The organism is Kitasatospora sp. NPDC059973, from assembly GCF_042737525.1.
GTDB lineage: Bacteria > Actinomycetota > Actinomycetes > Streptomycetales > Streptomycetaceae > Kitasatospora.
The window spans coordinates 40,933-61,086 of record NZ_JBHWUI010000008.1; the positions used below are offsets into that span (position 1 = coordinate 40,933).

Genomic DNA, 20,154 nt, shown 5'->3' on the forward strand with positions numbered 1-20,154 from the left:
TACGACCACGACGACCACGACGACCACGACGACCACGACGACCACGACGACCACGACGACCACGACGACCACGACGACCACGACGACCACGACGACCACGACGACCGCTTCTACGGCCTTGACGGGCAGGACGGCCGTCACCGACGTGCCGGCCGCTTCGACTTCGACGGCCACGCGGACCGTCGCCATGCGGACCGTGTGCACGCGGGCCGCGACCGCGAGGACCGTGAGGACGACGACGGTGCCGAGCACGACGCCCTCGCGGACTTCGACGAGTTCCTCCGGATCTCCGCCGGCCTCACCGGCTTCGACGAGGGGGAACTGCGCGCCACCGGCATGGCCCACGAGCACCACCGCACCCTGCTGGCCCGCCGGGTCCGCGACGAACACGCCCTCGTCCACCTCTGGTACGTCGGCGCCTGGCCCGGGGAACTGCCCTCCTCGCCCCGCGCCTACGACCGGGGCCTGATGTGGCGCACCTTCCAGGGCGCCGCCCCCGGCACCGCCGCGCCCGGACACGGCAGCTGGGCCGAGGCGCCGCAGTACGGCGGCGGCCGATGAGCGCGCGCTGGGACGCCGTCGTGGTCGGCGCGGGCTTCGCCGGCTCGCTGGTCGCCGAGCGGCTCGGAGCGCAGGGCTGGCGCGTCCTCGTCCTGGAGGCCGGGCACCCCGCGCGTCCCGCCGCCGCCACCGCGACGGCCTACCGCGCGGCCGGCGGCGGGACGCCCACCTCCCCGTACCCGCTCAGCGAGGACGCGCCGTCCCCCGACGTGGGCGACCTCGCCGGGCGGCCGGACGGCGGCTTCGACGCGACCGGCTACCTGGTCCAGCACGGACCCCTGCCGTACGCCAGCGGCTACCTGCGGGTCAACGGCGGCACCGGGCTGCTCTGGACCGGACTCGCCCCGCGCATGCACCCCGAGGACTTCCGCACCGGCGACCTCGGGCACGGCCGCAACTGGCCGATCGGCTACCACGACCTCGAACCGTACTACCGCCTGGCCGAGCGGGAGCTGGGCGTGGCCGCCGACGCCGACCAGCAGCGCGAGGCCGTCGGCCTGCCCATCCCGGACGGCTACGCCTTCCCGACCCGCGCCATCCCCGCCAGCTACCTCGACCGGCGGCTGGCCCGCGCGCTGGACGGCCGCACCGTCCGCGACCCCGCCGCCCCCGAGGCGGCGAGCCTCGCCGTCGTCCCCACCCCGCACGCCCGCCACGGCCTGCCGAACCGTCGTGCCGGGGACGCGCCGCACGAACCGGGCACGCCCTGCGCGGGCAGCGCCAGCTGCGTCCCGATCTGCCCGAGCGGCGCCAAGTACACGCCGCTGCGCACCCAGGCCCGCTGGGCACCGACCGTCGAACTGCGGACCGACGCCGTGGCCGCCCGCGTCCTCGCCGACGGCACCGGCCGGATCACCGGCGTCGACTACCTCTCCGGGGGAGCCACCCACCGGGTCGAGGCCGACCTGGTCGTCCTCGCCGCCCACGCGATCGAGAACGCCCGGCTGCTGCTCCTCTCCGGCCTGGCGAACCGCAGCGACCAGGTCGGCCGGAACCTGATGGACCACCCGGCCCTGCTCACCTGGGGGCTCATGCCGGACCCCGTCGGCCCCTACCGCGGCCCGGGGTCGACCAGCGGGCTGGAGGCGTTCCGCTTCGGGGGCGGCCGCACCCGCCGCGCGCCGTTCCGGGTCGAGATCGGCAACTGGGGCTGGTCCTGGGCCGCCGGCCCGCCGCAGGTCGAGGTGGCCGAACTGCTGGCCGCCGGAGCGCGCGGGAAGGAGCTGAGGGAGCGGCTGGGAGACCGGCTCGGCCGGCAGTTCGCCCTCCAGTTCGAGCTGGAGCAGCCCGCCGACCCGGCCAACCGCGTCACCCTCGACCCGGACCGCCGGGACCGGCTGGGGCTGCCGCGCCCCGCCCTGCACTACGACCTCTCGCCGTACGTGCGGCGCGGCATGGCCTCGGCTCGCGCCGTCTCCGACCAGCTGTTCGCGCTGCTCGGCGCCGAGGACCACACCCGTTACGAGGCCGGGCCGCGCTGGCCCGGCCGGCTCGAACACGAGGGCCGCCCGTACGCCTACCGGGGGGCGGGCCACGCCGGCGGCACGCACCTCATGGGCGACTCGCCGACCGACTCCGTCGTCGACCAGTGGCAGCGCTGCTGGGACCACCCCAACCTCTACGCCGTCGGCTGCGGATCGATGCCGTCGCTCGGCACCTCCAACCCCTCGCTCACCATGGCCGCGCTCGCGCTGCGCAGCGCCGACCGGATCCACCGCGACCTGCTGGCGCTGCACGGACCGGTGACGATCGCCGAACCAGCTGCGCCTGCGGTGCCTGCGGTGCCTGCGGCGCCTGCCGCAGGCACCGCGCCGGTCGACCTGCCCGTGCCCGCCCGACGACCGACGGAGTCCCGATGACCGCACTCCCGCTCCCGCCCGTCCCCGAGCCCTACCACCTGCCGTTCCACTACGGCGCGCTGCACAACATCGGGGTGGACTACCTGGTCGCCCCGGGCCCCTGCCGCGACCTGCTCGCCAAGCGCCACCCCGGCCTGGCCGTCGCCCTCTTCGACGGCATGGCCTGCGTCTCGCTGAACTACCAGCTCTACTTCGCGCAGTACCCGGGCGGCGGCGGGATCACCCAGGAGGTGGAGATCAACGTCATCGCCCACCCCGCGTTCGCCGAGGACCGCCTCCCCGAGCTGAACTACGGCCAGTACGCCCGCGGTTACGACCAGACCAAGCTGCTCGGGATCGCCCGGATGCACGTCCTCTGCGACAACCCGCTCGCCATCGACGCGGGCCGCAGGCTCTACGCCGAGCCGAAGCGGCCCGGCTGGTTCGAGGCGGAGCTGCCCTCGCTCAACGCCGCGTCCGTGCGAGAGCGCTGGTCGGTCTCCTGCCGCCGCGCCGCGCTCGGTCCGGACGGGCTGAGCCGCGAGGACGGCGAACTGTTCGCCGTCGAGGCCGACCTGGTGGGCCTCACGCCCGAGGCGGTCAACAACACGCCGATCACCGGCTACGGCACCGACGAGGAGGGCCGGCTGCTGGCCGGGCCGCTCGACGTCCATGACACCTACCGGTTCTACGCGCTGGACGACCGCACCGCGGATCGGGTCCGCCTCACCCTCGGCGAGCGCCCCTCGGCCGACGACGCGGTCGCCGACCTCGACCGCCTGATCGGGACGGCGCCCGCCGCCGGCGTCTGGACCTACCAGTCCCCGCCGGTCGCCGCCCACAACCGGCCCTACTACGTCCGCTGAGCCGCGCCCACGGCCCGCACCTCGCCCCGGAGGCCGGGCGCGCGCACCTGACCGCCCGACTCCCCGCCCGGCCACCCCGCCCGCCACCGGAGCCGCTGCCAGACCCCCGGACGACGGTCATCTCGGAACAGCAGCCGCTCAGCTTGTTCTTGAACGTCCGGCTCGAACGGGCGGGCCCGGTGATCATTCGTCCGGTGTACTGGGGACGGCGGCACGGGTACCGCGTTGAACTGACACCGGATCGTTGCCGCGATCCGGCTCTCACCAGCAAGAACGCCCTCAGGCTCTGCCTACGATCACCCCTGTGAATGAAACGCATGGCATAGCCCAATGGATGATCCACCTGCTCTGGGAAGACACGGTCAAGAAGCTCGGGGTCGTTGCTCTCATCGTTGTCGGGATCGGCTCCCTCGTCCGGATCGAGTGGGCACGACGAGCAGCGGGGCGCTGATCCGTCCGGCGCGACCTCCTGGGCGGAAGGTGTGGACGGCGATGCCGCGGCACGTCGTCGGCGACGCCGGCTCGCACTGCCCCCCGACCGCGCGCACCACCCCGGCGGGCCCCTGAGCCAACCGGCCCGGCCCGGCCGGGGGCGTTCCTCAGGAGGTGTGGTCGGGCCAGGGGATGTCGGTGGCGACCGGGGCGGTGTAGTCGATGCCGGGCACCGAGAAGCCGTAGAGGCGGCGGACCTCGGCGCGGAACCAGTCGAGGTCGGCCAGGTCGGCGATGGTCGCCGTGGTGGCGCTCTCCCAGCGGGCCGCGACGGCGGCCTGGACGTCGTCGGTCAGTTCGAAGGTGTCCAGGCGGACCCGGCCCTCGTCGTCCAGGGCGAGCGGGGCGGTGCCGGTGAGCTGGTCCCACAGGGCGGCGAGTTGGTGGATCGGCGGGACGAGGCCGCCCCCGAGGACGCCGCGCAGCAGGCCGGTGTAGAGGGCGATGCCGGGGATCGCGGTGGAGGACTGGGTGACGGCGGCGCCGTTGACGGAGGTCACGGCCCGCCCGCCCACCGTCCTGCCGAGCCGCGCGTCGAGGGTGCGGGCGGTGGCCTCCAGGTGGGCCTTGGCCGCGCCGATGGTGCCCTGCCGGTAGATCGCCGCCGTCAGCGACGAGCCGATGTAGGAGAGCGCGGCGGTGCTGAACCCCTCGGCGAGCAGGCCCCGCCCGGCGAGGTGGTCGATCCAGCGTTCCCAGTCGCCGCCGCCCATCACGGCCACGGTCTGTGCCACGTCGTCGCCCTCGGCCGGCCCGGTCTCGACCTCGCGGACCTCGGGCACGCCGTCCTCGTCGAAGACCAGGGTCTTGGTGCGGTTCACCCCGCCGATCGGCTTGAGGACCGAGGCGTAGGTGGCTCCCGTCTCCGGGTCGGTACGCCGGGGCGCGGCCACCGAGTAGATCAGGTGGTCCAGTCGGCCGCCGAACCGCTGCTCGACGAGATCGGCGACCTGCTCCTTCATCGCGTCGGAGAACGCGTCACCGTTGAGGAAGACCATGTCCCGCCCGGCGGCGCGGGCCAGGTCGGCGGTGGCGGCGGTGCGGTACCAGCCGGCCGTCGCGGTGCGGCGTGCGGTGGGGGCCTTCTCGAAGGACACGCCGATACCGCGGATACCCGCCCGCTTGAGACCGGCGAGCGTGGCCGCCAGACCGTACCCGGCGGAGGAACCGATGACCAGCGCCACCGGCCCGTCGCCCTCCGGCGGAGCGGCCGGGGCGGGGCAGGCCTGCCACATGTCGGCCACCAACTGCCCGCACCCGGCCGGGTGGGAGTCGAGAAAGAGGAAACCCCGGTTGCGGGGAGTGAGAACACGCTCGTTCACGATGGCAGTCCTTGGGTCGGCCGTGACAGGAGCGCGGCGGCCGACCGGGCCACCGCGCCCTGCCAGTCTGTTCCAGGTCGCATGCGGGCCGTGGGCCCTGCCAGGAACAATGATCGCGAGACGATCTTGGAGTGTTTCCACCATGTACGGCCGGGCGAGGAGCGGCCCCGACCTGCCGGCCAGGGCCGCTCGGGGGGAGTTCCGCGCTCGCGCTCGGTGGCCCCGGCGGGACCGGGTGGACGTTCTCGGGCAGCGCTCGGTGGACCGGTCAGTCCTGCGACCGGCCGACCGGGAGCGGCTCCCCGCCACCGGACAACGCGGCCTCCGACTCGTACTCGGCGTGGACGCCGCTCTCCCCGCCGGCGGCGGCCGGCTCCTCCTCCTCGGAAGGGTTCGGCGCCCGTGACCAGCGGCCGGCGAGGAGCGTGCCGGCGATCAGCTGGAGCTGGTGGTACACCATCAACGGCATCACCAGCAGCCCGGCCTGCGGTCCGAACAGGACGGTCGCCATCGGCAGGCCGTTCGCCAGGCTCTTCTGTGAGCCGCAGAGGAGGGCCGCGATGCCGGACGCCCGGTCGAGCCCCAACAGGCGGGCGCCGAGCCCGGTGAGGGCGACGGTGGTGGCGAGCAGGGCGAGCAGCACCGCCAGCAGGCCGAGCAGGGCGGTGGGGGTGGTCATGCTCCAGATGCCCTGGGCCACCGCCGCGCTGAAGGCGGTGTAGACGACGAGCAGGATCGAGCCCCGGTCCACCGGGGTGAGGAGGCGTTTGTACCTGGTGAGGAACCCGCCGATCCTCGGGCGCAGCGCCTGCCCGAGGAGGAACGGCGCGAGCAGTTGCGCACCGATCCGCAGCAGGCCGTCGGCGGACAGGGTGGTGTGGGCGCCCAGCAACCAGGCGGCCAGCAGCGGCGTGAGGAGCAGGCCGGCGAGGCTGGAGTAGGTGCCCGCGCAGATGGCAGCCGGGACGTTGCCGCGAGCGGCGCCGGTGAGCGCCACCGAGGACTGCACCGTCGACGGGACGAGGCAGAGGAACAGCACGCCGGTCTGCAACTGCTCGGTGAGCGGACGGGGTGTCAGGGCGGCGGTGGCGAGCCCGAGCAGGGGGAAGAGGACGAAGGTGCAGGCCAGGACCAGGCCGTGCAGCCGGAGGTGGCGCAGCCCGGCCAGCGTCTCGCGGGCGGAGAGCCGGGCCCCGTACAGGAAGAAGAGCAACCCGACCGCGAGGTCGCAGGCCAGCTCGGCCCCCCGGGCCGCCCGACCGGTGGCGGGCAGCAAGGTGGCGAGCAGGACGGTACCCGCCAGCGCCGCCACGTACGGGTCGAGCCCGCGCAGCCGGAGCCCGCGTCGAGCCGGACCGGGCCCGGGCGGCGCGGCCGCCGCGGCGGCCGGCCCCGTACTCGGGCCCGCTGCCACGGCCTCCGGGCCCTCCGGCCCCGCAGCAGCCCGATCCGGCGGACCGGGCGGGCCCGGCGAACCTTGCTGACCCGGCGTACCCGGCGGGCCGGCACCGGGCCCATGAGCCTGGTGCCGGAGCCCGCCGCTCATTCGTCGCTCCCTGCCGACGAGTCGACCGCGGTGACCGGCGCGATCCCCAGCACCGTGCCCACCAGGGCATTGGCCGGCCCCTGGTCACTGCCCGCCGTGCCCTGTCCGGACTGGAGGTTGCCCGACTTGTCGATCTCCAGGAGCGAGTCGGTGCTCACCAGCGAGTCCGAGTGGGAGTTGTCGATCACGGTGATCAGGCCGCCGCCCGCCACCGCGGGCGAGCCGGCCCCACCGAGCAGAACGCAGGCGCCGAACAGAGCGGCGGCGGCCGGGCGCCACAGGGCCGGAGGCCACAGGGCCCGACGCCTCGGAGGTACCTCCCCGGCCGACACCGGTGCGCGATTCGGTGCCGGCCCGCGCGGGACCGCACGGCCCCGCCGCGAGCCGCCCGACGCCGAGCCGCCCGACGCCGAGCCCCCCGACACCGGGCCGCCCCCCGCCGGGCCCGGCCGCGCCCCGCCGCGCGATGCGGACGTCACGCTCCTACCGCCTCGCGCCGGCGCGGGCGGGCGATGTTCCGCTCCAGCAGCTCGGTGGACTCCCGGACCCCGATCTGGGGGCTGTCCTCGGCGGGGGCCGGGAGTCGGCCGTCGGCCACCTTCAGCCCGGCCAGCGCCTCGTCCATCGCGCGGTGCGCCGCGAACAGGCAGGGGGTGCTGTAGATGGCGACGTCGACGCCGAGCTCGCCCAGCTCGGAGAGCGAGAGCCGGGGGGACTTGCCACCGGCGATCTGGTTGAACAGCAGCGGCTTGTCCCCCACGACCTGCCGGATCCGGCGGATCCACTCCTCGCTGCGCACTCCGTCCACCAGGACGATGTCGGCGTCGGTGGCCGCGAGCGCCTCGGCCCGCAGCAGGATGTCACTCTCCTCGGTGGCATCCGTCCGGGCCACCACCACGAGGTCGGTGCGGGCGGCGAGGACCTGGTCGAGCTTCTCCAGGTACTCCTCCAGCGGCAGGACCTGCTTGCCGTCGGCGTGACCGCAGCGGCGGGGGCGCTTCTGGTCCTCCAGGATGACGCCGGAGGCGCCGATCCGCTCCAGCCTGCGCACCACGTGGCAGGCCACCTCCGGATCGACGTAGCCGTCGTCGATGTCGACCAGGAGGTGGTGCTGCGGGAACGCGCCGCGCAGCCGCTCGACGAAGGCCACCATGTCGGGCCAGGCGATGAACCCGATGTCCGGCAGGCCGTAGTAGGACGCCGCGAAGCCGAAGCCCGAGACGAACATGCCGTTGTAGTGCTCGGCCGCGATCGAGGCCGAGTACATGTCGTAGACGCCGATGAGCGGGGTCGTCCCCTGGGCCGCGACGTCCTCGCGGAGGCGCTGCCCGTAGCCCGGCGCCGTGTCTTCGTGAAGCATTGCCTTCTCCTCACCTGCCGAGGTGGGGCGCGGCGCGGCGGGCGGCGGGACCGGCTGACAGCCGGCTACCGCCCGGGCGCGACGCGCACCGGACTTTGCCTGAACTTGGCCATCACTAGGGCCAAATGAGGCACTCTCACTATGCGACCTTTAATGTTCCGTGGGCAAATCTTTAAAGGAAGTTCCCCCGTGTGAGTGATGCGCAGTCATATCAATTCGGAATGGCGTAGGAGAATCCGCCGTGGGCGCGCAGGGCACCCCGGGTCCCGGCCTCCGGATCCCGGCCGGCCGCTCCGCGCCCCCTGGGGCCGTGTCGGTCCTGACCGCCGGTCAGGCGTCGGCCTCGCCGGTCAGGCGTCGGCCTCGCTGAGCCTCAGCCACCCGCCGACGACGTACCAGTGGCCGCCCGCGCGCAGGTGGTCCACCAGGGCCCGCTGGAGCGGGGTGTCCCGGGGCAGCGACTCCAGCGGCCGGCCGCTGTCGCCGAAGACGTAGCGGAGCGGGTTGTCGTCCGCCGGCTCGCCCGGCGGGCGCAGCGGGGTGAACCGTTTCTGGAACCGGACGATGTTGGAGTCCTCCGGCAGGTGGCGGCGGAGCTGAGGGTCCAGCAGCCAGGAGGAGATGAACGCCGTCGCGTACGGCTCGGTGGGGAAGTGCCGGGCGAAGAAGTCGCGGGCCCGGGCCAGCGCACGGTCGCAGGCCTCGGCGGAGAGCGGGCCGCTGTGGTCGGGGATGTGCAACTGCAGGCTCCACGGGCCGAACCCGGCCGCGGCCGCCGATTCGGCGTCCGCCCCGGTGAGCCGCTTGGGCTGGAACTGGAGCCGGCCGAGCTGGTACAGCTCGCCCCGGAAGTGCAGGGTCAGCCAGGAGGGGTTGCCCAGCCCGCCGGGGTGGCCCCGCCAACGGCTCACCACCAGCTGCCGGCCGAGGTCGGCCAGGGTGCTCCTGGTCACCGCCGGGCCGATCCCGAGGGCGCGGTGGTACGCCCGGGCGTGCGGGGCGAGGGCGACGAAGAGCAGGGTCAGGAGGTGGCCGTCGGCCTCGAACCCCGCCGGCCGGCTGCCGTGGAGACCGGACGGCCGGCCGAGCGTCCCGACCGCCGCCACCTGCTCGCGCAGGGCCTCGTCGAACGCGGCCCGCAGCCCGCCGTCCCGGGCCAGCCGGGTGCGCGCGGCCAGCACGGCGTTCACCTCCTCGAACGGGACGGCGAGTTCGAGCAGCGCCTCGGGCAGCTGCTCCGCGTCCGGCAGCGTGACCGGCTCCAACGCGACCTCCTCAGGGCCCGGCGGCGACCCGCCGACCCTATCGGTGCGGTGCGGTGCAGCGCGGTGCGGTGCGGCCGCCGAGTCCGGGGGGCCCAAGCGCGGGCCGGGGGCGGGCCGAGGGAGGGCCGAGGGAGGGCCGGGGCTCAGCGCAGCAGCGCGAACACCACGGCGCAGACACCGCCGAGCGCCGTCCCGGCGAGCACCTGCGCGGCCGTGTGGGCCTTCAGCACCAGCCGCGACCAGCCCACCGCCACCGGCGCGGCCGCCGCGACCGGCAGCGCCGCCGGGCCGAACGCCAGCACCAGGATCATCGCGGTGCCCCCGGCCACGGCGTTGTGCAGGGATATCTGCCACCAGACCGTGACGGCGAGCGCCGACACCAGTCCGGCCAGCATCGCCACGACCAGGGCGGCGACCTCCGCCGGGGCGTCCAGCGCGTACAGCAGGGCCACGCCCGCCACCACCGACAGCAGGCTGGCGGCCATCGGGACGACGCGCTGGCGGCGGACCCGGATGTGCTTGTCGGTCAGCGCGCCGCGCCGCACCCCGAGGGCGATGACGCCGAGCGGCACCACGCCGCAGAACAGCGCGGCCAGCAGGCCCCAGCCGGCCCCGGACCAGCCCTCGGTGCTGTGCGCGCCGACGAGCAGCAGCAGGGCGATGACCAGATGGGCGGGCGCCAGCGATTCGGTGAGGACCCGCGCGACCCGTTCGCGTGGTGAGGAGGTGGCGAAGGCCGGCGGCTCGGGAGGCAGGAAGACGCTCATCCGGGCAGCTCGGAGGGGGTCGGCGCGGTGGTGGTCCGGTGCATCGCGACAGCCTACCGAGCGGGATCGACGCCATCCGCCCGGCCCCGGCGGGAGGGGCGGCCGGCCCTGCCGGGGGCCGCCCGGCCCTCCCCGCGAACGCCGGCGAGGGACCAGCCGGCGCGGGATCAGCCGGTACGGACCACCGGCCGGCCCGCGCGGCGGTCGCGCAGCGCCTGGAGCAGCCGCCTGGTCGCGCGGGTGGCGACCGGCGGCAGCAGGTCCAGCGCCAGGCGCCGCGGGGCCGAGCGGTGCGCCTGGGCCGCGCCCGGCTTGACCGCGTACTTCAGCCGCACCACCCGCGCACCGGCGATGGCGTCCTCGTCCACCGTGTAGCCGCCGGCCCGCCAGTCCCGGCCGAGCAGCACCCGCTGGAGTTCCTCGGCGTCCCCCCAAGTCCCGTAGAACTTCATGGGGGTGAGCAGCACGGGCCGCAGTCCGCCGGTGAACACCGCCTGCCAGACGGCCGCCGAGACGCCCGGGGTGTGCTCCGAGCGGTAGTCGTCGAGCGCGACCAGCCCGTTCTCGCCCAGTGCCGCCCGGGCGACCTCGATGTCCCCGGCCACGTGCTCGTAGAGGTGCGAGGCGTCGATGTGGACGAAGCGGCAACTGCCGTCCGGGATCCGGCGGTCGGCCAGTACCGAGGTGGGGGCCTGCACGATGACCGGCAACCGCGGGTGGAACGTGAGGTAATTGGCCTCGAAGGCGCTCCTGGTCAGGGTCTTGCGGTAGGACATCGTCATCTCGGCGGCGTTGTCGGCGTCGCCCGCCTCGGAGTCGAACAGGTCGCAGACGGTCAGCTGCTCGCCGGGCCGGAGGTGGTCCCCGAGCAGGACGGCGCTCCGGCCGAGGTAGGTGCCCAGTTCGAGGATGTCGCCGGTGTGCCCGGCCGCGCTCTGTTCGGTGAGGAAGTGGGCGAAGGCCTCCTGGTCGACCTTGAAGAACCAGCCGGGGATGCCGTCGCGCGTCAGCTGCTGCGGGCGGGCGGTTCCGGTGTCGGCAGTGGGCACGGCGGCCTCCAGGGGTGCGGGCATGGCCCGGCGCGTACGGTTCACCCCGCGGCGGCGCCATGGTGTGAGGCGGATCATCATAGCGACGACACGCCCCAGTTGCGCCAGGCCCGGAACAGGAATCGGCGGACCGTTTCGCACCCTTGTCCGGGCACCCGAGCACGCCCCGGGCGACCGCGGGCGGCGGCCCTTCCGTGCCCCTCCCGCAGCCCGCCTCAGGACGCCCGGCCGCCCTCCAGGTCGGCGATCGTCCCGGCCAGCCAGGCCCGCTCGGCGGCGCCGGACGCGCGGGCGACCAGCAGCATGCCGCGCCGGAACGGGCTGGACTCCTGCTCGGCCGCGACCGGCCGGCCCTGCGCGTCGTAGAAGAAGCTGCTCGGCGCCTCCAGGAACGCCAGCCGGCGCCGCAGGACCGCGGCCTGCGCGACCGGGTCGGTGAGGCGGTCGAGGAAGGCGGCCACGGTGAAGAAGCGGATCTGGTCGGAGATCTCGGCCTCGGCCGGGTCGGCCAATCGGCGCTCCAGTTCGGCCCGGCCCGCCGCGGTGAGCTCCAGGACCTGCCGCGGCGCGGCACCGCTGCCGGGCTCACTGCGGCGCTCCAGCAGTCCGGCCTTCTCCAGACGGGCGATGGCGGGGTAGAGCGCGCCGTCGCTGACCGGCCGGGCGTGGCCGGTCAGGCCGGTGATCCGTGACTTCAACTCGTAGCCGTGCAGCGGCTCGTCGTACAGGAAGCCGAGGATCGCGAGGGTGAGCACCGGTGAAGCCCTTCCGTCGTCGCACGCGCGGTTCGGGCGTCATGGTACCTCTTGCCGATGTGCCTCTAAACGATGTATCTCTGTTCGAGACACCAAGAGGGCGGCCGAGCGCTGCCGACGGAACCGGGGGGCGACGTGCGAGGACATCTGCCGAGGCTGATCGGATTGGCAGGGCCGGTCTACGCCGGACTCCTGTCCGGGGTGATCGCCTCGGTCATCAGCACGTACTGGGTCGGCGGGCTCGGCGCGCCCGCCGTCGCCGCCGTCACCCTCGCGGGCACCGTCGAGAACCTGCTGCTGGGCCTGGTCCTGGTGGTCGCCTCCGGCACCACCGTCCGGATCTCGCACGCCGTCGGCGCCGGGGACCGCGCGGCGGCCGGCCGGACCGCGCGGGCGGCCTGGCGGCTCTGCGCCCTCGGCAGCCTGCTGCTCGCCGTCCCCGGCTTCCTGCTGCGCCACCCGATCGCGGACGCCTTCCTGGACGGCCCCGCCGCCGGACTCGCCGCGGACTACTTCGCGATCGCCTTCCCCGCCGTCGGACTCTTCTTCGGTCAACGGGTGGCCGACGAGCTCTTCAAGGGCACCGGCGACACCCGGACGCCGATGCGGCTCGCCCTGCTGACCAACGCCCTGCTGCTCCTCCTCGACCCGCTGCTGATCCTCGGACCCGGACCGTTCCCGGCGCTCGGCGTGACGGGCGCGGCGCTCGCCCTGACCACCGCGCGCGCCCTCACCTTCGCCGTCACGCTGCTGCTCCGGCGCCGGCGCCGCCGGGGGGCGCCCCCGGCGGGCGGGCTCCTGCCGGAGGCCCGCCGGATCGTCTCCGCCGGAGCCTCGTTCGGCCTCGACTTCACCGCCCGGATGGGCGTCGGCACGGTGCAGCTCGCCCTGGTCGCGTCCTTCGGCGTACCGGCGGTCGCCGGCTACGGCGTGGGCTACCGCGTGATGCTGGTCGTGACCATGGCCTTCTACGCCGTACGGCAGGCCGCCGCCATCGAGGCGGCCCGGCTGACCGGCGCGGGCGACACGGCGGGGCTGCGCACCCTGGGCCGTGACACCGCCCGGCTGGCCGGCACCCTCGGCGCGGGCGCCGCCGTCCTCTGCGCGGCGCTCGCGGTGCCGGTGACCGCGCTCTTCACCCGGGACGACGCGGTCGCCGCCCAGGCCGTCGGCTACCTGCGGATGGCCGGGCTCTACGTACTGCCCTACGCCCTGGTGGTGACCCTCGGCGGCGTGCTCCAGGCCACCGGCGCGGGCCGCCGCCTGGTGACGGCCAGCCTGCTCGGACTCGGCGTCCAACTCGCCGCCGGTGTGGCCCTGTCGGTGCCGCTCGGGGTGAACGGCCTCTGGACCGGCATGGCGGTGGGCGCGCTGACCCAGCTGATCCTGATGCGCCTGCCGGCCCCGAACCGCCGCCGAACCCCCGGGCCGGTGGGCGAGCCCGCCGAGCCGGTCGGCGCGGCCGAACCCGCCGGGCAGACCCCGCTTCGGGCCACGCCGGAGTGACGCCCACCCCGATGCGATCCCGAAGCCACGAAGTGCGGCTTCCGAGTAGAATTCGAAGGTGATCTCACCCTGCCGACAGGGGAGTAGCCATGATCGGCGTCACCGTTACCTTCTCCTACCCCGGCGACTTCGACCGGTCACGGATCGTCGACGTCGCCGCGACCGCACGCCCAATGTTCGAAGGCATGCCGGGCGTGCGGTTCAAGTTCTTCACCTTCAGTGAGGAGCGGCAGCAGGCGGTCAATTTCTACGTCTGGGAGTCCAAGGAGCAGGCGGAGAAGTTCTTCTCCGCCGAGCTGCGCGAGCGCGTGACCGGTCTCTACGGCGCAGCGCCGTCCATCGAGTACGTGGAGATCGCCGAAATCGTCGACAACTCGACGGCGTGAAGCGATCGACGGGCCCGAGGGCACCGACCGGGAGGACGTACGCCCTTGCGGGGGAGTGACCGGTTCAGTGCCCCGGCCGCGTCGCCTCCACCACCCCCGCCGCCCGGGCCCGGGTCGGGAGGCGGGTGGCGAGCAGGACGCCGACCGCCGCCGTGGCCGCGAGGACCAGCAGGGCCGGGCCCATGGCGGTCACGAGCGGACGGCCGGCGGTGAGGGTGGTCGCGGCGGCGGTCCCCAGGGCCGGGCCGACGTTCATCACGGTCTGCTGGAGCCCTCCGGCGACGCCCGCGTCCGCCACCGAGGCGTCGCGGACGAGGGCGGCCGTCGCGGTGACCATCACCGCCCCGAACCCGCTGCCCAGCAGGAGGAAGCTGCCGCCGATCGCGACGGCCCCGGTGGACTCGTCGAACCGGGCCGCGAGCAGGGTGCCGAGCGTGAGCAGCAGCATCCCGGCCCCGGCGGTGGCCCGGGCCCCGTGGCGGCGCATCAGCACCGCGGCTGCCGGGGCGGCGGCGACCATCGTGACGGCCAGCGGCAGCGCCCGGACGCCGGACTGGAACGGGTCCAGCCCGAGCACGTCCTGGAGGAAGTAGGTGGCCAGGAACAGCGTCCCGAAGAGCGCCGCGGACGCGGTCAGCAGTACCCCGAGCGAGGACGCGACGGTGGGCGAGGCGAACACCCGCGGCGGCAGCAACGGGTGTGCGGCGCGCCGCTGTTGGTGGACGAAGGCGGTGCCGAGCAGGGCTGCGGCGAGCAGGCCGAACGCCGTGGCGGCCGGCCGGCCGTGCTCGGGCACCCCGACGAGCGTGTGCACCAGGCAGACCAGCGCCGCCGCGAGCAGGGCGGCGCCCGGCAGGTCGAGCGCGCGCAGGGCGCCGGTGGACCGGTCGGCGGGTGGCTGCGGAATCCGCACGGCCAGCGCGGCGAGCCCGGCCGCGACGGCGGGGAGGACGGTGAGGAAGAAGACCGCCCGCCAGCCCAGTTGGGCGGTCAGCGCCCCGCCGACGACCGGTCCGGCGGCGGCCGCCAGGCCGATCGCGCTGGTGCGCAGGGCGATCGGCATCGCGAGCCGGTCGGCCGGGTAGGCCGCGCGCAGCATGCCCAGGGTGGCGGGCTGCAGCAGCGCGCCCGCCACGCCCTGGGCGACGCGCAGGCCGATCACCCCACCGATGCCGGGCGCCAGGCCGATCCCGGCCGAGGCGGCGGCGAAGCCCAGCACGCCCACGGCGAAGACGCGTTGGTGGCCGTAGCGGTCACCCAGCCGGCCGGCGAAGACCAGCAGACTCGCCACCGCGATCAGGTAGGCGGTGCTGGTCCACTGGACGGCGGTGAAGGAGGCGTTCAGGTCGTGCTGCATGGCGGGCCGGGCGACGGTGAGGACGGTGCCGTCCAGGGCCACGATCGAGGCGCCGGTGATGCTCCCGGCGAGGGTGAGGCGTCGGCGGGCGGGCGTCTTCACGGTGCCTCCGGGCCCAGGTGGGCGGCCAGGGCGGCGTGCAGCAGCGGCTCGATGTCGTCGCTGCCGGTGGCGAGTCGGAGGCTGCCCCAGGCGCGGAGCTGGGCGAGCCCGTGCAGGTTGGCCCAGAGTGCGGCTGCCGCCGCCGCGGGCTCCGCGCCGCTCGGTGGCCGCATCTCGGCGACCAGGGTGGTGAAGGTCCGGAAGAGCGGGAGGCTGGTCTGCCGCAGGCCGATGCCGCTGCCCTCCAGCAGGTCGTGGCGGAACATCAGCTCGAACATGCCGGGCTGGGCGGCGGCGAAGCCGAGGTAGCCGCGGGCGAGTGCGGCGAGCCGTTCGCGCGGGCCCGGGCCCGCGCCGGCCGTCGCCCGGGTGAGGTCGGCGGCCAGCTCGTCGAAGCCGTGCCGGGCGATGGCGGACAGCAGCTCGACGTGGGTGGCGAAGTAGCGGCGCGGCGCGCCGTGCGAGACGCCGGCCTGGCGGGCGATCTCGCGCAGCGAGAGCGCGTGGACGCCCTGGGACGTCACCAGTTCCACGCCGGCCGCCACGAGCCGGGCGCGCAGGCCCGAGTCCTGATCGTTCATAGACACTGTCTACCAGGATCGAGTAGACAGTGTCTACTCGCCGTCGCGGGAGTGGACGGGCAGAATCGGCGGTATGGACGAAGGCGGCGAATCGGCGTGCTGGCTGGACCGGGTCTGCCCGGAGTGCGGCCGGCTGCGCGAGCGGGCCGGGCGGCAGCCCTGCGAGAACTGCGGTGCGGTGCCGGACCCCGAGCCCGGCCGCCGGTCCGGGTCGGCCCGGGAGCCCGGCCCCGGGGCGGACCGGTCCGACTGATCCGCCCCGGGGCCCGGCCTCAGCGCGGCAGCCCGTTGGCCGGCTGCTCCTGCGCGAGCCCGTCCTGCGCGAACCCGTCCTGAACGAGCTCCGCCGGTTCCGGCCGCTCCCGTGTGATCGCCTCCGGCACGGCGGCGGCGTCGCTCGCCCCGGCGCCGGGCAGCCGTTCGGCGCCCGGCGTGACCCGGGCCGCCGGAGTCCAGCGCCCGCGCAGCGCCCCGAGGCGCTCCACCGCGGGCTGGGTGTACCGGGCCGCGAGCGGGCCGGTGACCACCAGGATCAGCACGTACGCGGTGGCGAACGGCCCGAGTTCGGGCTCGATCCCCGCGGTGACGGCCAGACCGGCGATGACGATGGAGAACTCCCCGCGCGAGACCAGCGCGCCGCCGGCCCGCCAGCGGCCGCGTTCGCCGATCCCGGCCCGGCGGGCGGCCCAGTACCCCGTCGCCACCTTGGTGAGCGCGGTGACCACGGCCAGCAGCAGCGCGGGCAGCAGGACGGGCGGGATGCTCGTCGGATCCGTGCTGAGGCCGAAGAAGACGAAGAAGACCGCCGCGAAGAGGTCCCGCAACGGGCTGAGCAGGGTGTGCGCGCCCTCGGCGGCCTCGCCGGAGAGGGCGATGCCGACCAGGAACGCCCCGACCGCGGCGGACACCTGGAGCTGCTGCGCGAGGCCGGCCACCAGCAGGGTCAGTCCGAGGACGACCAGCAGCAGCTTCTCCGGATCGTCGTGCGAGACGAACTTCGAGATCACCCGGCCGTAGCGGAGCGCGACGAAGAGCACGGCGCCCGCGGTGGCGAGCGCGATGGCGAGGGTGAGCGAGCCGGCGAGCAGGCCGGCGCCGGCCAGCAGCGCGGTCAGGATCGGCAGGTAGACGGCCATCGCGAGGTCCTCCAGCACCAGGATGCTGAGGATCACCGGGGTCTCCCGGTTGCCGAGCCGGCCGAGGTCGCCGAGCACCTTGGCGATCACCCCGGAGGAGGAGATCCAGGTGACGCCGGCCAGTACCACGGCGGCGACCGGGCCCCAGCCGAGCAGCAGGGCGGCGGCCGCGCCGGGCAGTGCGTTGAGCACGAAGTCGACGGCGCCGGCCGGGTACTGGGCCTTGAGGTTGGTCACCAGGTCGGCGGCGGTGTACTCCAGACCCAGCATCAGCAGCAGCAGGACGACGCCGATCTCGGCGCCGGTGGCCACGAACTCCTCACTGGCGCTGAGCGGCAGCAGGCCGCCCTTGCCGAAGGCCAGTCCGCCGAGCAGGTAGAGCGGGATGGGCGAGAACCCGTACCGGCCGGCTATTCGGCCGAGCAGGCCGAGGACCAGGATGACCGAGCCGAGTTCGATGAAGACGCTTGCGGTGTGCATCCGATCACTCCCTGCCCAGGATCGCGGCGGCGGCGTCCACGCCCTCGCGGGTGCCGATCACGATCAGGATGTCCCCGCCGGCCAGCCGGAAGTCGGGGGTCGGGGAGGGCACGGCGCCGGTGCGGCGCAGCACGGCGACGATCGAGGCGCCGGTCTCGGTGCGCATCCGGGTCTCGCCGAGCAGCCGGCCGTTCCAGTGCGAGGCGCCCTCGACGGGGAGGCGTTCGGCGACCAGGCCCAGGTCGGTGGTGTGCAGCAGGCCCGGGTTGTGGTGAGCGGGCGTCAGGGCGTCGACCAGGGCGGTGGACTCCTCGGCCGTCAGCCGGAACGCCTGGGCGCAGGCGTCGGGGTCGTCCGAGCGGTAGACGTTGAGGCTGCGTGAGCCGTCCCGGTGGGCGATGACGGACAGGTGCCGTTGTTCTCGGGTGGTGAGGTCGTACTGGACGCCGACGCCGGGCAGGGGAGTGGTCCGGACACGGGGGATCGACACGGCGGCTGTCCTCTCGTCAGGGCTTCCCGCTGGCGTGCGCGACGTCCGCCGGAACAGGGCCGGCCGTCCGCCGGAACTGGGCCGGCCCGGCGGGGCGGCCGCTCACCCGGACGGGTGAACGGCGCCGCGCCGCGTGCGACACGCGGAAGCGCTACCGTGCCAATGGTAATGACTGTGTAAAGCCCTCCTGGTGGGAGGGTCCCCGCGAGGGTCCGTACGGTCCGACGGGAGCGCTCGTCCGGCCGTGGACACGCGGTACCCCGGCCGGGTGCGCGCGTGGTGGCGCTCACCCGGCCGGGGTACCGGACCCGTGTGTCCGGACTGCGTCGGCGGGCTACTGGGGAGGCTGGTCGCGGAACTGGTCCTTGACCTTGTCCTGGGCCGTGTCGACGTGGCCGCTGTACTTGCCCTGGGTCCGTTGGTCGACGGTGTCACCGGCCTTGTCGACGGCCTTGTCCGCCTGGTCCTCGTGGCCCTTCAGCATCTGCTTGATCTTGTCGATCATGGACATTCGGTCACCCTCCTGGATGAGACGGCCCCTTCCCTCCAGGATCGCCGCGCCGCCGGATGTCCGCATCCGGTCAGCTTTCGCGGCAGGGTTGGCAAGGTGGCCCGGGGCATGTCAAATCGGGATCTCCATGGACTCTCGGAAGGACCTGCCGTGAATGCTCGGACCCGCCGCCCGACCGTCTCACTCCGCCCGGGCGCTGCCCGCACCACCCGGGTCGCGAGCTCCGCGCTGGCGGTCGCGGCCCTGGTGACCCCGCTGCTGCTGGTCGGCGCCGGGAGCGCCGCGGCCGCACCGGACCCGGGCCGCAAGGGAGCCAAGCTGGCCGCCCGGCTCGTCGAGGAGAGCAGTGCCGGCAGTGCCCGCCGGACGCTGGCCGCGCTGCAGCGGATCGCGGACCGCAACGGCGGCAACCGGGTGGCGGGCTCCCGCGGCCACGACGAGTCGGCGCGCTACGTCTACGAGCAGGCCCGCCAGGCCGGTCTGAAGGTGTCGAAGCAGGAATTCGAGTACACCTTCTTCCAGGCCCTCGCGCAGAAACTGACGGTGGTGTCCCCCCAGGCCGAGGACGTACCGGTGATCGCCATGACGTACTCCGTCGGCGGCCCGGCGGCCGGGCTGACCGCCCCGCTCGCGGTCGTCCCGGCGGACGACACCACCGGCTGCGAGGCGGGGGACTACGCGGCCGGCGCGTTCACCGGCCGGATCGCGCTGATCAAGCGCGGCGGCTGCAGCTTCGCCGTCAAGGCGGCCGCGGCGGCGGACGCCGGCGCGACCGGCGTCCTCGTCTACAACAACACCGACGGCGACCTCAACGGCACCCTCGGGGAGCCGACCGCCGGCCGCGTCCCGACCGGCGGGATCAGCAGGGCGGCGGGCGAGGCGCTGGTCGCCAGGGCCGCCGCCGGGCCGGTCACCGTGGGCCTGGACATCCGTACCCTCATGGAGAAGCGCAAGACCTGGAACGTCATCGCCGAGACCCGCGGCGGCGATCCGGCGAACACCGTCGTCATCGGCTCCCACCTGGACTCCGTGGTGGCGGGCCCGGGCATCAACGACAACGGCTCCGGCTCGGCGGGCGTCCTGGAGGTGGCGAAGAACCTCGGCGACCGGCCGGTCAGGAACAAGGTCAGGTTCGCCTGGTGGTCGGCCGAGGAGTTCGGCCTCAAGGGCTCCGAGGCCTACGTGGCGTCACTCTCCGAGGCCGAGCAGAAGAAGATCAAGCTCTATCTGAACTTCGACATGATCGCCTCGCCCAACTCCGCCCAGTTCGTCTACGACGGCGACGACTCCGATCACGTCGGCTCCGGCCCCGGCCCGGACGGCTCGGCGCAACTGGAGCGGCGCATCACCGACTACCTGGACCGCCGGGGCCTGCCGCACGAGGGCACCGACTTCACCGGCCGCTCCGACTACGGCCCGTTCATCGACGCGGGGATCCCGGCGGGCGGCACCGACACCGGCGCCGAGGTGATCAAGTCCGCGGCGCAGGCGGCGCGTTACGGCGGCACGGCCGGGGTGGCGTTCGACCCGTGCTACCACAAGGCCTGCGACAACCTGGGCAACCTCGACCTGAAGGCCTTCGACGTCAACATCGACGTGATCGCCGACGCCGTCGGCACCTACGCCTGGGACCTCTCCTCGCTGCACGCGCCGGTGGCGCCGCAGCACACCGAGGGCCAGGCCGGCAGCGGTGGCGGTCTCCACGAGGGCCACACCCACGAGGTCTCGGCCTGACCGCCCGGGGCCCCGCCACCGGGCGGGGCCCCGGCGCCGCTCCGTTCCCC

The 20,154-nt window shown here is 74.6% G+C and carries 20 protein-coding genes; 7 read left to right on the forward strand and 13 right to left on the reverse strand.

What is annotated here, in order from left to right; genetic code table 11:
* The 3 genes from ACFWA9_RS03985 to ACFWA9_RS03995 form a co-directional block, all read left to right on the forward strand.
* Positions 1-561, forward strand: a 561-nt coding sequence (locus tag ACFWA9_RS03985; RefSeq protein ID WP_380382857.1) for a hypothetical protein, incomplete at its 5' end; no start/stop codon positions are given.
* Positions 558-2,420 carry a GMC family oxidoreductase gene (locus tag ACFWA9_RS03990; protein ID WP_380382858.1) on the forward strand — a complete coding sequence of 621 codons (1,863 nt, stop codon included), beginning with the start codon at positions 558-560 and terminating at the stop codon, positions 2,418-2,420. The genes ACFWA9_RS03985 and ACFWA9_RS03990, both read left to right, overlap by 4 nt.
* A complete protein-coding gene (locus ACFWA9_RS03995) occupies positions 2,417-3,265 on the forward strand; it encodes a hypothetical protein (protein WP_380382860.1) in 849 nt (282 codons plus the stop codon). The genes ACFWA9_RS03990 and ACFWA9_RS03995 overlap by 4 nt, the downstream gene beginning before the upstream one ends.
* A 599-nt stretch (positions 3,266-3,864) precedes the next feature.
* Here the strand turns inward: ACFWA9_RS03995 and fabV are convergent.
* The 8 genes from fabV to ACFWA9_RS04035 form a co-directional block, all read right to left on the reverse strand.
* Positions 3,865-5,079, reverse strand: a complete 1,215-nt coding sequence (gene fabV / locus ACFWA9_RS04000; protein ID WP_380382862.1) for an enoyl-[acyl-carrier-protein] reductase FabV — start codon at positions 5,077-5,079, stop codon at positions 3,865-3,867.
* Between the two features lie 268 nt (positions 5,080-5,347).
* Positions 5,348-6,412: a bile acid:sodium symporter family protein gene (locus ACFWA9_RS04005; protein WP_380382926.1), complete on the reverse strand. Its 1,065-nt coding sequence runs from the start codon at positions 6,410-6,412 to the stop codon at positions 5,348-5,350.
* A 209-nt stretch (positions 6,413-6,621) separates the two neighbouring features.
* The gene (locus ACFWA9_RS04010) at positions 6,622-6,813 is read right to left on the reverse strand and encodes a hypothetical protein (protein ID WP_329485823.1); all 192 of its coding nucleotides are present in this window, start codon (positions 6,811-6,813) and stop codon (positions 6,622-6,624) included.
* Positions 6,814-7,100: 287 nt separating this feature from the next.
* A complete protein-coding gene (locus ACFWA9_RS04015) occupies positions 7,101-7,985 on the reverse strand; it encodes an isocitrate lyase/PEP mutase family protein (RefSeq protein ID WP_329485822.1) in 885 nt (294 codons plus the stop codon).
* Positions 7,986-8,335: 350 nt separating this feature from the next.
* Positions 8,336-9,250 carry an acyltransferase domain-containing protein gene (locus ACFWA9_RS04020; protein WP_380382864.1) on the reverse strand — a complete coding sequence of 305 codons (915 nt, stop codon included), beginning with the start codon at positions 9,248-9,250 and terminating at the stop codon, positions 8,336-8,338.
* Positions 9,251-9,393: 143 nt separating this feature from the next.
* Positions 9,394-10,017, reverse strand: coding sequence for a hypothetical protein (locus tag ACFWA9_RS04025; RefSeq protein ID WP_380382866.1), 624 nt, complete (start codon positions 10,015-10,017; stop codon positions 9,394-9,396).
* A 167-nt stretch (positions 10,018-10,184) separates the two neighbouring features.
* Positions 10,185-11,090 carry a class I SAM-dependent methyltransferase gene (locus ACFWA9_RS04030; RefSeq protein WP_352296764.1) on the reverse strand — a complete coding sequence of 302 codons (906 nt, stop codon included), beginning with the start codon at positions 11,088-11,090 and terminating at the stop codon, positions 10,185-10,187.
* Positions 11,091-11,281: 191 nt separating this feature from the next.
* A complete protein-coding gene (locus ACFWA9_RS04035) occupies positions 11,282-11,821 on the reverse strand; it encodes a PadR family transcriptional regulator (protein WP_380382868.1) in 540 nt (179 codons plus the stop codon).
* Positions 11,822-11,986: 165 nt separating this feature from the next.
* Between ACFWA9_RS04035 and ACFWA9_RS04040 the strand changes: the two genes are divergently transcribed.
* Complete coding sequence (locus ACFWA9_RS04040; RefSeq protein ID WP_380382870.1) at positions 11,987-13,327, forward strand: MATE family efflux transporter; 1,341 nt, start codon at positions 11,987-11,989, stop codon at positions 13,325-13,327.
* Positions 13,328-13,416: 89 nt separating this feature from the next.
* Complete coding sequence (locus ACFWA9_RS04045) at positions 13,417-13,713, forward strand: hypothetical protein (protein WP_380382872.1); 297 nt, start codon at positions 13,417-13,419, stop codon at positions 13,711-13,713.
* Positions 13,714-13,777: 64 nt separating this feature from the next.
* Here the strand turns inward: ACFWA9_RS04045 and ACFWA9_RS04050 are convergent, their stop codons facing one another.
* Together ACFWA9_RS04050 and ACFWA9_RS04055 are read right to left on the reverse strand one after the other, a co-directional pair.
* Positions 13,778-15,172, reverse strand: coding sequence for an MFS transporter (locus ACFWA9_RS04050; RefSeq protein WP_380382874.1), 1,395 nt, complete (start codon positions 15,170-15,172; stop codon positions 13,778-13,780).
* Positions 15,169-15,753 carry a TetR/AcrR family transcriptional regulator gene (locus ACFWA9_RS04055; protein ID WP_380382876.1) on the reverse strand — a complete coding sequence of 195 codons (585 nt, stop codon included), beginning with the start codon at positions 15,751-15,753 and terminating at the stop codon, positions 15,169-15,171. The genes ACFWA9_RS04050 and ACFWA9_RS04055 overlap by 4 nt, the downstream gene beginning before the upstream one ends.
* A gap of 73 nt (positions 15,754-15,826) precedes the next feature.
* On the opposite strand from ACFWA9_RS04055, the gene ACFWA9_RS04060 reads away from it, so the two are divergent.
* The gene (locus tag ACFWA9_RS04060; RefSeq protein WP_380382878.1) at positions 15,827-16,006 is read left to right on the forward strand and encodes a hypothetical protein; all 180 of its coding nucleotides are present in this window, start codon (positions 15,827-15,829) and stop codon (positions 16,004-16,006) included.
* Between the two features lie 19 nt (positions 16,007-16,025).
* Here ACFWA9_RS04060 and ACFWA9_RS04065 read toward each other — a convergent pair whose 3' ends face one another.
* From ACFWA9_RS04065 to ACFWA9_RS04075, 3 genes are all read right to left on the reverse strand, one after another.
* Positions 16,026-17,369 carry a cation:proton antiporter gene (locus ACFWA9_RS04065; RefSeq protein WP_380382879.1) on the reverse strand — a complete coding sequence of 448 codons (1,344 nt, stop codon included), beginning with the start codon at positions 17,367-17,369 and terminating at the stop codon, positions 16,026-16,028.
* 4 nt (positions 17,370-17,373) lie between these two features.
* Positions 17,374-17,859, reverse strand: a complete 486-nt coding sequence (locus ACFWA9_RS04070; protein WP_352296745.1) for a TrkA C-terminal domain-containing protein — start codon at positions 17,857-17,859, stop codon at positions 17,374-17,376.
* A gap of 334 nt (positions 17,860-18,193) precedes the next feature.
* Entirely contained in the window at positions 18,194-18,370 is a 177-nt protein-coding gene (locus tag ACFWA9_RS04075; RefSeq protein WP_352296742.1) for an antitoxin, read from the reverse strand.
* Between the two features lie 228 nt (positions 18,371-18,598).
* Between ACFWA9_RS04075 and ACFWA9_RS04080 the strand changes: the two genes are divergently transcribed.
* Positions 18,599-20,104: a M28 family metallopeptidase gene (locus tag ACFWA9_RS04080; RefSeq protein WP_380382928.1), complete on the forward strand. Its 1,506-nt coding sequence runs from the start codon at positions 18,599-18,601 to the stop codon at positions 20,102-20,104.
* Positions 20,105-20,154: the final 50 nt, after the last annotated feature.